General features: G+C 72.2%; 6 protein-coding genes and 1 pseudogene. 3 read left to right on the top strand and 4 right to left on the bottom strand.

The window, feature by feature from the left end:
* The first annotated feature begins 60 nt into the window (after positions 1 to 60).
* The gene (locus tag M8C11_RS16205; RefSeq protein WP_120570768.1) at positions 61 to 1107 is read left to right on the top strand and encodes a zinc-dependent alcohol dehydrogenase family protein; all 1047 of its coding nucleotides are present in this window, start codon (positions 61 to 63) and stop codon (positions 1105 to 1107) included.
* Positions 1108 to 1169: 62 nt separating this feature from the next.
* Here M8C11_RS16205 and M8C11_RS16200 read toward each other — a convergent pair whose 3' ends face one another.
* Together M8C11_RS16200 and M8C11_RS16195 are read right to left on the bottom strand one after the other, a co-directional pair.
* On the bottom strand, positions 1170 to 4400 hold the full coding sequence (locus M8C11_RS16200) for an Ig-like domain-containing protein (protein ID WP_252450164.1): 3231 nt from the start codon (positions 4398 to 4400) through the stop codon (positions 1170 to 1172).
* 255 nt (positions 4401 to 4655) lie between these two features.
* Positions 4656 to 5207, bottom strand: a complete 552-nt coding sequence (locus M8C11_RS16195) for a winged helix-turn-helix domain-containing protein (protein WP_120570770.1) — start codon at positions 5205 to 5207, stop codon at positions 4656 to 4658.
* A 258-nt stretch (positions 5208 to 5465) separates the two neighbouring features.
* On the opposite strand from M8C11_RS16195, the gene M8C11_RS16190 reads away from it, so the two are divergent.
* Entirely contained in the window at positions 5466 to 9863 is a 4398-nt protein-coding gene (locus M8C11_RS16190; RefSeq protein WP_252450163.1) for a S8 family serine peptidase, read from the top strand.
* A 149-nt stretch (positions 9864 to 10012) separates the two neighbouring features.
* Here the strand turns inward: M8C11_RS16190 and M8C11_RS16185 are convergent, their stop codons facing one another.
* Complete coding sequence (locus tag M8C11_RS16185; RefSeq protein WP_120570772.1) at positions 10013 to 10504, bottom strand: winged helix-turn-helix domain-containing protein; 492 nt, start codon at positions 10502 to 10504, stop codon at positions 10013 to 10015.
* Positions 10505 to 10746: 242 nt separating this feature from the next.
* Between M8C11_RS16185 and M8C11_RS16180 the strand changes: the two are divergent.
* Positions 10747 to 10980 (top strand): annotated as a pseudogene (locus M8C11_RS16180) (hypothetical protein); the annotation flags it as partial.
* 30 nt (positions 10981 to 11010) lie between these two features.
* Here the strand turns inward: M8C11_RS16180 and M8C11_RS16175 are convergent.
* Positions 11011 to 12045: a sigma-70 family RNA polymerase sigma factor gene (locus M8C11_RS16175; protein ID WP_252450162.1), complete on the bottom strand. Its 1035-nt coding sequence runs from the start codon at positions 12043 to 12045 to the stop codon at positions 11011 to 11013.
* Between the last annotated feature and the right edge of the window lie 17 nt (positions 12046 to 12062).

The raw sequence follows: 12062 nt of genomic DNA, 5'->3' as shown, positions 1-12062 counted from the left end.
GGGTGGGAGGCGCGGAGGGTGGGAGGAGGGCCGTGGGGTGGGGGTGTGAGGATCGGGGGCATGCGTGCGGTGGTGTTCGAGCGGTTCGGGGTGCGGCCGGAGGTCCGGGAGGTGGACGATCCGGTGCCGGCGCCGGACGGGGTGGTCGTCCGGGTCGGCGCGACCGGCCTGTGCCGCAGTGACTGGCACGGCTGGCAGGGCCACGACCCGGACATCCAAGTGCCACACGTACCGGGGCACGAGTTCGCCGGTGTGGTCGTGGCGGCCGGCGCGGACGTACGCGGCTGGCGGCCCGGCGACCGGGTGACCGCGCCGTTCGTCTGCGCGTGCGGGCGGTGCCCGTCGTGTCTCGCGGGCGACCAGCAGGTCTGCGAGCGGCAGACCCAGCCGGGCTTCACCGGGTGGGGCTCGTTCGCCGAGCTGGTCGCGGTGCGGCACGCCGACGTGAACCTGGTCCGGCTGCCGGACGAGCTGGACGAGGCGGCAGCCGCCGCGCTCGGCTGCCGGTTCGCCACCGCGTTCCGGGCCGTCGTCGCGCAGGGCCGGGTGGCGGCGGGCGAGTGGGTCGCAGTGCACGGCTGCGGCGGCGTCGGCCTGTCCGCGGTCATGGTCGCGGCGGCGAGCGGCGCGCGGGTGGTGGCCGTGGACGTGTCGCCCGGCGCGCTGGAGCTGGCCCGCCGCAGCGGTGCCGCGGTGTGCGTGGACGCGAGCACGCTGGGCGGTCCCGGCGACGTGGCCGCCGCGGTCCGGGAGGCCACCGGTGGGGGCGCCCACCTGTCGCTGGACGCGCTCGGCAGTCACGCCACCTGCGTGGCGTCGATCGAGGGCCTGCGCCGGCGCGGCCGGCACGTGCAGGTCGGGCTGCTGCCCGCCGCGCAGGGCCGGCCCGCGCTGCCGATGGACCTGGTGATCGCGTACGAGCTGGAGCTGCGCGGCAGCCACGGCATGCCGGCGCACGCGTACCCGGAGATGCTGCGGCTGGTCACCGCCGGGGTGCTGCGCCCGGCCGAGCTGGTCACCCGCACCGTCGACCTGGACGCCGCGCCGGATGCGCTGGCCACCATGGACCGGCCGGCCACGGCCGGGATGTGCCTGATCCGTCCCTGAACGGGCACGGGCCGGCCCGGCGCCGGGAGACCCGGCGCGGACCGGCCCGCGAGCCTGCCCGGTCAGTCGGTGACGGTCACCGTGACGGTGCGGGGCGGCTGCTGGTACTGCCCCCGGTTGTCCATGCCGCGGATCGTCACCGTGTACGTGCCGGCCGGGATCACCGGCGACGTGTACGCGAAGTTCGATCCCGGCGAGCCCGGGCTGGTGAGGAACGTGGCGATCCACGGCCAGCTGGTCGGCGTGCCCGCCCGGCCGAACGTGCCGGCCGAGTTCATGCCCTGCCCGGCGCTGTTGCCGATCTGCACCTCGACCTTCTGCATCCCGCCGTCGTCCACCGCCCGGCCGGTGATCACGATCCGGCCGCCGGTGTACGCCTGCCCCTCGACCGGCGTGATGCTCGGCTCCAGCGTCGGGTCGGTGTCACCCGGGTAGACGAGGTAGCGGGCGGTCGCGCCGTTCGTCGAGTTGTCCTGCTGACCCGCGGTGTCCACGGCCCACGCCTCGACGCTGTACGTGCCCCGGGTGGGCAGGTCGATCGACAGCGTGAACGCGGTGCTGGTCGCGCCGGGCGCGGCGAGCGTCGCGTCGACTGTGGCGAACGCGGCGGCCATGGTGCCGTTGGGCTGCACGTACCGGCCGGTGTCGAGGTCGCGCAGCGCGATCCGGACCGCCCGGACCCCCTTGTCGTCGGTGGCGGTGCCGGCCAGGTCCAGGTGCAGCTGGTCGATGTCCTGGCTGGTGCCGGTGAAGCTGAGCAGCCCGTTCGGGAAGGCGTCGCCTGGCACCTGGGCGGTGACGGTGAGCCGGCCCATGTTGGTGCTGGACGTGGTCAGGCCGAGCTCGTCGGTCGCCCGTACCCGGAAGTCGTAGACGCCTGGGGTGAGCGGCACCGTGGTGAACGACCAGTCGAACGTCGCGGCGTCGAGGTTCGTCGGGGAGATCCGGTGGTAGCCGGCGACCGAGTCGGCGCCCCACGTGCCGTCGCTGGCGAGCGCCTCACGGGTGGTGTTGTTGCGCAGGTAGATCTCGACCGACTTGAGGGCGTCGTCGTCATTTGCCGTACCGGCGAACGTGACCGCCCCGCCGGGCGCGACGGTGAACGGCGCCGGGTTGCCCGGCGGGGTCATCGCCACCGGCGAGGTGATCGCCACCGTCGGCGGTACGCCGTTGGCGGAGACGGTCCAGTCGCGGGTGTCGCCGCGCAGGTCGCTCTGCCCGGTCGTGTCGACGGCGGTGGCGGTCATCTTCCACTGCCCCTCGACGGGCAGCGTGACCTCGTACTGCCAGGACGTGGACGTCGCGCCGATCACGTCCGGCTCGCCGCGGAAGGTGTTGTAGACCGCGGCGACCGTGCCGTCGTCCTGGAGGTACCGGTTGTCCGCCGTGCGGAACGAGTAGATGAGCGAGTTGACGCCCTTGTCGTCGGTGGCGGTGCCGGAGGCCACGAACGTCTGCGTGGCGAGCAGGCCGGCCGCCGGCGAGCTGATCCGGGTCGTCGGCGGCAGGTCGTCGAAGCGGAACGCCTCGATCTTCTTGACCGCCTTGGTGGTGTCGCCGGCCCCGTTGCGGTCGAACGTCTTGGCCTGCAACTGGTAGACGCCGGCCGGCAGCGTCACCGGCAGGCTCCACGTGGTGGAGGTGGCGTTCGGCGCGGCGACCGTCGTGTTGATCGCCTTGAACGCGCCCCAGGTGGTCAGGTCGGCCTGGAGGTACTTGCCGCTGTTGCGGTCCTGGATCTCCAGCTGGACGCGGGCCACGCCGGCCGGGGCGAGCGCCTGGCCGCTGATCGTGAACGACTCGCCGGCCGGCTTCACCGCACCCTCGATCGGCGTGGTGATCGTGGTGTCCAGCGCCGCCGGGGTGGGCTCCTTGGAGAGGTCGAAGAAGGCCACCCGGCCGGTGGTCTTGCCGCCCTTGACGTTGCCGTCGCCGCCGACGAGCAGGCCGCGCGAGGTGGCGAGCATCGCCTTCTCGCCCTCGTACGAGTTGGAGCCGGGGTTCCACTCCAGCGCGGTGCCGGTGAGCGGGTCCAGCGCGCCCAGGTGGTCGCGACGGACCACCTGGTCGCCGAGGCCGTAGCCGCTGAGTCCCTGGCCGGTGCCGTAGCCGACGTTGTCCAGGCCGGGCCACGGCACGTTCGACGTGGGCGACTCCTGCCAGCTGAAGTGGCCGCCGACGTAGACGGCGGTGTCGGTGATCGCGACCGAGTAGATGCTGTCGAAGTGCCGGGAGATCCAGAGCGGCTCGACGTGGTCGTTCCCGGTCAGCGGGTACGCGATGGCGGTGTCGTTGATCGGCGGCCGGTCGCCGCCGGAGCCGCTGGTGACCACGAAGTACGAGTCGTCCGGCGCGATGTCACCGGCGAAGACCCGCTGGATGCCGCCGACGAAGGAGAGGTTGTCCTCCCACAGCCGGGTACGCCACGGCAGCAGCGCCTTGCTCGCCGTACCGATGAGGGCCACGCCGTAGCGGTCCTGGCCGGCGATCTGGCGGCCGGTGTGCACGACCAGCAGCTTGCTGCGGTCGTGGGTGAGCTTGAGCTGCTGCACGGTGAGCATGCCGCCGACGCCGATGCCGCCGGTGAGCGGCAGGTTGAAGCCGGTGTCGACGGCGCCGGTGGTGGGGTTGAGCGCGGCCAGGCCGCTGCGGGCGACCCCGTTGACGGTGGCGAACTGGCCGCCGACGTAGACGGCGTTGCCGCTGACCGCGAGCGCGGTGGCCCGCGCGTTGGCGGTGGCGGTGAACGCGGCGACCGGCGCGCCGGTGGTCGGGTTCAGCCGGGCGATCTTGCGCTTGGTGACGCCGTTGATCGTGTTGAACGAGCCGGCGATGTAGAGCGACGAGCCGTCCGGCGACGCCTCCACCGCGGCGACCGCGCCGTCGACGACCGGCTTGAAGCCGGTGTCCACCTTGCCGGTGTCCAGGTTGTACGACGCCAGGGACCGCTGCGCGATCGTGGACCCGCCGACGTTCGCGATCGAGGTGAACGTGCCGGCGATGAAGACGCGGTTGCCGATCACCTCGATGTCGGTGATCTCGCCGTTGTTGATCCGCGGCGTGTCGGTGCGGGGCGTGGTCGGCATCAGCCGGGTGTCCCCGGGGGTGACCAGCGCACGGGTCGCGGTGGTACGCGCGGCGCCCAGCGCGGCGCTGCTTCCGGTCGCCTGTGCGCCGGTCTGGCCGGCCACGCCGGCGTCCCGCACGGTGACGGTGGCGGCGAGCGCCGGCACTCCCGCCACCACGATCGCGCCGGCGGCGAGCACCGCCACCGCGCGAAGCCAAACTCGCATCGAGACAACTCTCCCTGTCCGCCGGGACGGCCCCCTCGGGTGATTCCCGGGTCCCCTCCGTCCGCGTGCCGGACGCCACCGTAGGAGGCAAAGACTTCTCGCGATACGTGCCGCACCGGTAATCGACCGGTCGCCATCAATTCCGGCCACACCGGCGGCGCGGCTCCACCGATCGGGTCACCGGCTGTCACCGTCCGGCGGTGCGCCCGTCCGGTCCGCGACGTGCGGTCTTCCACAGCGGAACCAAGGGGTGGGTCAGTCGCCCCGTACCCGGGGGTGGCGGTGGTCGGTGAGCCGCAGGCCGACGCCGCGTACCGCCGCGATGGTGACGCCGGTGCCCAGCTCGTCGAGCTTGCGGCGCAACCGCTTGACCAGGGACTGCACGTCGGCCCGGCCGTGCGTCGGCGCGTCGTGCCAGACCGTGTGGTGCAGTTCGGCGTAGCTCCACACCCGTACCGGCTCGGCGGTCAGGCAGGTCAGCAGGTCGCGCTCCAGCCGGGTCAGGGCGGTCTCGCGGTTGCCCCACCGGGCGGTCGACCGGGCCGCGTCGATCACCAGCGCGCCGTCCGGCGCGGGCCTGTCCCGGGGTACGGGCCGGGCCGGCGCGCCGGCCGGGGCCGGCGCATCCGTGATCAACTCGCGTAGCTCGTCCAGATCGGCGACCATCAGAAGGGGCGCGACGCCGTCCAGCAGCTCGGTCAGCCGCAGCCGCTCGGCCGGGGACGACGTCACCCCGATGACGAGCGAGAAGGGGTGCTCCGGCGGGTCGGTGCCGGAGTTCGCCGCGTTCGTGCCGTCAGTCGTCACCGCGCCCCACCGTGACAAAAACTGTCAACAGGCCGCTCGATCCGGGGGCCTGTTGGTGACATGTTGCTCACGTACGGTCATTGATCGTTCCTTATGTCGATCATAGTGTCCACTCAGGCGTCCGGCGCAGACCCGCACGGCGCCTAGGGGGCCTGGGGGGTTCTTTTCACACCGGTGTCGTAGTCGGGAGAGCATGTCTCCTGGCCCTTCTGCCATGGCTCGATCATCCGCGGGTCATCGGAACAGGAGGCAGCACCGATGCTGAGACGTCCACACAGATGGGGCCCGGCCCGGCGGCTGGTGAGCGCGGGCGCGGCCCTGGTGCTCGCCGCCACCGCGCTGGCCGCGACCGGCACGGCGGCACAGGCCGAGACCGGCGCGGGCGCGTCGGCCGGCGACAAGATCCGTCCCGAACTCACCCGCCAGCTCCAGGGCAAGAGCGAGGGCGACTTCTGGATCCACTTCGGCGCCAAGGCGGACCTGAGCAAGGCCGCCGCGATCAAGGACTGGAACGAGCGCGGCGCCGCCGTCGCCGCGGCGCTGAAGAAGACCGCCGCCGACAGCCAGTCGAAGATCCGCGCCGAGCTGGACCGCTCGGGCACGAAGTACCAGACCTTCTGGGCGACGAACGCCATCAAGGTCACCGACGGCTCGCTGACCATGGCGCAGAACTTCGCCGCCCACTCCGAGGTGGACGGCCTGTACGCACCGGTGGAGTACAAGCTGCCGGAGACCACCCCGGGCACCGACGAGAAGTCCGCGAACGCCCTGGAGTGGGGCATCGCCAACATCAACGCCGACGACGTCTGGTCCCAGTACGGCGTCAAGGGCGCCGGGATCACCGTGGCCAGCATCGACAGCGGCGTCCAGTTCAACCACCCGGCGCTGGTGAACGCCTACCGGGGCAACAACGGTGACGGCACCTTCGACCACGACTACAACTGGTTCGACGCGGCGGGCGAGTGCGCCACCGCGCCGTGCGACACCGACGGCCACGGCACGCACACCATGGGCACCATGGCCGGCGCCGACGGGGCCAACCAGATCGGTGTCGCCCCCGAGGTCAAGTGGATCGCCGCGAACGGGTGCTGCCCGTCCGACGCCGCGCTGATCTCCTCCGGGCAGTGGATGCTGGAGCCCACCGACCTCAACGGGCAGAACCCGGACGCCAGCAAGCGGCCCAACATCATCAACAACTCGTGGGGCACCACGGCGCCGTCCAACGAGCCGTTCATGGAGGACGTCACCGACGCCTGGACCGCCTCCGGCATCTTCGGCGTCTGGTCCAACGGCAACAACGGCCCGTCCTGCCAGACCAGCGGCTCGCCGGGCAGCCTGGCGAGCAACTACTCGGCCGGCGCGTACGACGTCAACAACAACATCGCCAGCTTCTCGTCCCGGGGCACCGGGCAGAACGGCGAGATCAAGCCGAACATCTCGGCGCCGGGCGTGAACGTGCGCTCCAGCGTGCCGACCAACTCGTACGCCAGCATCAGCGGCACCTCGATGGCGGCGCCGCACCTGGCCGGCGCGATCGCGCTGCTCTGGTCGGCGGCGCCCACGCTGGTCGGCGACGTCACGGCGACCCGTGCGCTGCTCAACGACACGGCGATCGACAAGGGCGACTCGCAGTGCGGCGGCACCACCGACGACAACAACGTCTACGGTGAGGGCCGCCTGGACGCGCTCGCGCTGCTCGCCGCCGCCCCCATCGGCGACAACGGCACGCTGGCCGGCAAGGTCACCGACGCCGCCACCGGCGCCGGGATCGCCGGCGCGACCGTCACCCTGACCGGCCCGGCGGACCGCACGCTGACCACCGGCGCGGACGGGACGTACTCCTCGCTCCTGCCGGCCGGCGACTATCAGGTGGTCGTCTCGGCGTTCGGGTACGCGACCCGCACGCTGTCCGCGACGATCACCGCGAACACGACCACCACGCTCGACGTCGCGCTCACCGCGGTGGCGAGCGTCACGGTGAGCGGGCAGGTCACCGACGGTTCCGGGCACGGCTGGCCGCTGTACGCGAAGGTGAGCGTCGAGGGCACGCCGATCTCCGACTACACGACGCCGTCGACCGGCCGCTACAGCCTGTCACTGCCGTCCGGGGCGACGTACCGGCTCACTGTCGAGCCGCAGTACGCCGGCTACCTGACCACCACCAAGGAGGTCACCGTCGGCACGGCCAACGTGACCGCCAACATCGCGGTGCAGGCGAACCCGGAGGCGTGCACCACCGCCCCCGGCTACACCGTCAGCTCCGACGGCGAGTACGAGACGTTCGACGGCACCGGTGTCCCGGACGGCTGGACCGTGGTGGACAACGCCGGCACCGGCCAGGTCTGGGAGTTCACCGACGCCGGTGAGCGTGGCAACCTGACCGGCGGCAGCGGCAACTTCGCCATCATCGACAGCGACAACTACGGCAGCGGCGGGCGGCAGGACACGTCGCTGGTCAGCCCGGTGGTCGACCTGACCGGCGTGACCACGCCGGTGATCCGGTTCAACCAGGACTACAACTGGCTCAACAGCGACCGCGCGGACGTCGACCTGAGCCTGGACGGCGGCACCACGTGGAGCAACGTGCTCCGGCAGGCCGCCGACGTGCGCGGCCCGCGGGTGACCGAGGTGCCGATCCCGCAGGCGGCCGGCCAGTCGCAGGTGCGGGTGCGCTTCCACTACTACGAGGCGAGCTGGGAATGGTGGTGGCAGGTCGACAACGTGCTCATCGGCAGCAAGCTCGTCTGCAAGCCGGTGAACGGCGGCCTCGTCCTCGGCCACGTCCGCGACAAGAACGACAACGGCTACGTCAACGGCGCCACGGTGACCAGCAAGGACCGCCCGGCGGAGAAGGCCACCACAGTCGCCACGCCGGACGACACCGAACTGCCCGACGGCTTCTACTGGATGTTCTCGTCGCTGACCGGGACGCACCCGTTCACCGCCAGCGCCGGCAACTACGTGAGCCAGACCAAGCAGGTTGCGGTCGAGGAGGACTGGGCCACCACGGCCAACTTCCAGCTCGCCGCCGGCCGGCTGTCGGTGAAGCCGACCTCGATCACCGGCACGGTCCGGATGCCCAGCGGGAAGGTCAGCAAGACCTTCACGGTGACCAACACCGGCGGGGCCCCGGTCACCGCCGAGTTCGGTGAGCGCGACGGCGGGTTCGTGCTGCAACGGGCCGACGGCTCCCAGCTGTCCGAGCAGGCGCTGCTGGGCTCCACCGGCGCGCCGGTCCAGCGGCTGACCGCCGCCACGTCGTTCGCGGCGCGCTCGTCCGGCAAGTCGTCGAACGCGATCACCGCCGCCGCACCCCAGGCGGACCCCTGGACCACCATCCCGGGCTACCCGGCGAACGTGATGGACAACCGGGTCGTCAACGTCGACGGCACCGTCTACTCCATCGCCGGTGGCGACGGCACCGCGTCGAGCGCCAAGAACTACAGGTACGACCCGATCACCCAGACGTGGACCGGCATCGCCGACCTGCCCGGCGCGCGTAACGCCATGACGGTCGGCGTGATCGACGGCAAGATCATCGCCACCGGTGGCTGGGGCGCCGCCGGTCCGGACGCCGCCACCTTCTCGTACGACCCGGCGGCGAACACGTGGACCCGCAAGGCCGACAACCCGGCGCCGCGCGCGGCGGCCGGCCAGGCGGTCGCGGGCGGCAAGCTGTACGCGATCGGCGGCTGCACCACCGCGAGCTGCACGCCGATGGCCAACTCGGTGGTGCGGTACGACCCGGGCGCCGACGCCTGGGAGACGCTGCCGGCGTACCCGAAGTCGGTGGCGTTCCTGTCCTGCGGCGGGATCGACGGCACCGTCTACTGCACCGGCGGCAACGACGGAACCACGTCGCAGAAGGTCGGTTACGCCTTCGACCCGGGTGCAGGAGCCTGGACCGCCATCCCGGACGCGCCGGCCGACAGCTGGGCCGCCTCGTACGCGGTCGCCAACGGCAAGCTCCTGGTCGTCGGCGGGTCGCAGGGTGGCGCCATCACCAACGCCGGCTTCGCCTTCGACCCGGCGACCGACTCGTGGGCCAACCTGCCCAACGCCAACGCCCCCCGCTACCGGGGTGGCGCGGCCTGCGGGTTCTACAAGGTCGGCGGTTCGTCGGGCGGCTTCACGGCCACCAAGGACAGCGAGGTCCTGCCCGGCTTCGGCGAGTGCGCCGAGGGCGCGGCCGACGTGAGCTGGCTGACCGTCGACAAGTCGAAGGTCACGCTGGCGCCGGGCGAGAAGGTCACCGTCACGGTCGGCATGACCGCGAACGTCGACCAGCCCGGCACGTACTCCGCGTCCGTGGTGATCAAGGAGAACACCCCGTACACGGTGGAGCCGGTGGCGGTCACCATGATCGCGCAGCCGCCGACCACCTGGGGCAAGCTGTCCGGCACGGTCTCCGGCAAGAGCTGCCAGGGCGCCACCGCGCCGCTGGCGGGCGTGACCGTGCAGGTCGACTCCTGGGCGAACTCGTACACGTTCACCACCGACGCCGAGGGCCGGTACGCCTACTGGATGGACCGGCGCAACAACCCGCTGACGCTGATCGTCGCGAAGGACGGCTGGAAGCCCCAGACGCGCCAGACGAAGATCAACAGCAGCACGCCCACCGTTGAGGACTTCACCCTCTCCCCCACCCGCTGCTGACCCAGCACCCGAAGGACGGCCCGCCCGGCACACACACCGGGCGGGCCGCTCCACGTTCCCGGCGATCTTGCACTTACCGCCCCGACAAGGCACACAAAAGCCCCACCCGAGGGGCCGCGACTGCAAGATCAGCGGCGAGAGGGGCAGGGTCAGGGAGTGAGGCGGAAACCTACGCCTCGCACCGCGTGGATCGTGGCGGGGGCGTCCAGGCGGCCCAGCTTGCGGCGGAGGCGGCGCACCACGGAGTGCATGTCGGAGCGCCGCCCGAGGTGGTCGTTGCCCCAGACGGCGCGGTGCAGCCGGGCGTACGTCCACACCTGGCCGGGCGTGCCGGTCAGGCAGACGATCAGGTCGTGCTCCAGCGGCGTCAACCCGATCTCCCGCTCCCGCCAGCGCAGCACCCGCCGGTCGGAGTCGACGGCCAGATCCCGTCCGGGCGGCTCGGCCGGCGCCTCGTCACTCGCGGGCGGGTGCGGCGCCGGGGCGAGCGCGGGCCGGCGTACCAGGTCCAGGAAGCGGCGGGCCTGATGGGCGCTGGAGACGATCAGGAACGACTCGGTGCCGCCGAGCAGTTGGGCGAGCTGCCGGCGCTCGGCCGACGAGGACGCGATGCCGATGACCAAGGACGGGAGCCCTGTCATCCGTTCCCACCTTTCCGGCAGGCCGAACCACAACGCCGGGCGGTCGCCAGGCACGACGTTGCGGAGGCACCTGGCTTGCGGAGTTCGACCCGAGGGGTGTGGGAGCTGCGGTTTCGTGAGGCTTCGGGGTGAACTACCGGGATCATATAGCCGAGCACCGATGATTGGTATAGCAGTTAACGTCGATGTAACTGCCTGCAACAAGGTGTTCGAGGCAAATTGCGCGGGCCGCGCGCGTACCGATGAGAGCCGGGACGTACGGCGGTCCAATGCGTGTGATCACGCACATGCTCTGCCTGGCCGACGGGACGCCGACCCGCGCGGACATCGCGGCCCGCTGCGCCGAACTGGCCGAGGCGCTGCGCGGCCGCGACCGGGGCGTGGTGGTGTGCGACGTGTCCGCGGTGACCGCGCCCGACCTCGTCACGGTCGAGGTGCTGGCGCGGATGCGCCTGACCGCCCGGCGGCTCGGCTGGCGGATGGAGGTACGCGGCGCGGGCGACGACCTACGCGAGCTGGCCGGCCTGCTCGGGCTGGCCGGCGCCCTCCTCCAGCCGGGCGGGCAGCCCGAACAGCGGGAACAGGCGGTCGACGTCGAGGAAGTTGTTGAGCGACGTGATCCGGCCGCCGGAGACGCCGATCACGATCAGCGCCCAGGGCACGTGGCCTGAGCCGTCGGGGTCGCGCCGGTAGTGCCCGAACGCCGGCATCCCGTTGGCCGCGGTCGGCACCAGGCGGGAGCCGCTGCAGCCGCTGCCGGTGCCGGCCATCCACGCCGCGATGTGCTCCGGGCCGCGCAGCCACAGCGGCAGCGGCGGCATCGACAACGTCGCGTCCTCGTGCAGCAGCGCGGTGAGCGCCGCCAGGTCGTACGCCTCGAAGGCGCGCACGTAGCGGGCGAGCAGCGCCTGCTGCTCGGTGTCCAGCGGCCGGCGCACGTCGGCCTCGGTGTCGGCCGAGGCGATCGTGGCGCGCGCCCGTTGCAGCGCGCTGTTGACGCTCGCCACCGACGTGTCGAGCAGGTCGGCGACCTCCTGGGCCGACCAGGCCAGTACCTCGCGCAGGATCAGCACGGCCCGCTGCTTCGGCGGCAGGTGCTGCAACGCCGCGACGAACGCCAGCCGGACCGACTCCCGGCCGGCGACCACCTCGGCCGGGTCGGCGACCTCGGGCAGCACCCGGTCGTCGGGCGCCGGCCCGAGCCAGATCTGCTCCGGGCGCGGCTCACCGGGGTGCGTGGCGGTGCCGCTGCCCGCCGGACCGAGGTCCATCGGCCGGATCCGGCGCTGCGCGCTGGTGGACATGGTGAGGCAGACGTTCGTCGCGATCCGGTAGAGCCAGGTCCGCAGCGCGGACCGCCCCTCGAACTTGTCGAAGTTGCGCCAGGCCCGGACGAAGGTGTCCTGCACCGCGTCCTCGGCCTCGAAGGCCGAACCCAGCATCCGGTAGCAGTAGCCGGTCAGCTCCGACCGGTACGCCTCGAGTTGCGCCTCGACGGGGACGCTCGCCACCTCGCTCACCTGGCTGAAACTAGCCCACATGCTGCGTCGACGCGAGC

Source organism: Micromonospora sp. CPM1 (assembly GCF_023896895.1).
Lineage (GTDB): Bacteria > Actinomycetota > Actinomycetes > Mycobacteriales > Micromonosporaceae > Micromonospora > Micromonospora tulbaghiae.
The sequence above is the reverse complement of the archived record's forward strand: the minus strand, read 5'-3'. Positions and strand labels throughout refer to the sequence as shown.

Bases quoted from the DNA above. Each gene is read 5' to 3' on its own strand.
- M8C11_RS16205 (WP_120570768.1), top strand. From the start codon at position 61: ATGCGTGCGGTGGTGTTCGAGCGGTTCGGGGTGCGGCCGGAGGTCCGG.
- M8C11_RS16200 (WP_252450164.1), bottom strand. From the start codon at position 4,400: ATGCGAGTTTGGCTTCGCGCGGTGGCGGTGCTCGCCGCCGGCGCGATC.
- M8C11_RS16190 (WP_252450163.1), top strand. From the start codon at position 5,466: ATGCTGAGACGTCCACACAGATGGGGCCCGGCCCGGCGGCTGGTGAGC.
- M8C11_RS16185 (WP_120570772.1), bottom strand. From the start codon at position 10,504: ATGACAGGGCTCCCGTCCTTGGTCATCGGCATCGCGTCCTCGTCGGCC.
- M8C11_RS16175 (WP_252450162.1), bottom strand. From the start codon at position 12,045: ATGTGGGCTAGTTTCAGCCAGGTGAGCGAGGTGGCGAGCGTCCCCGTC.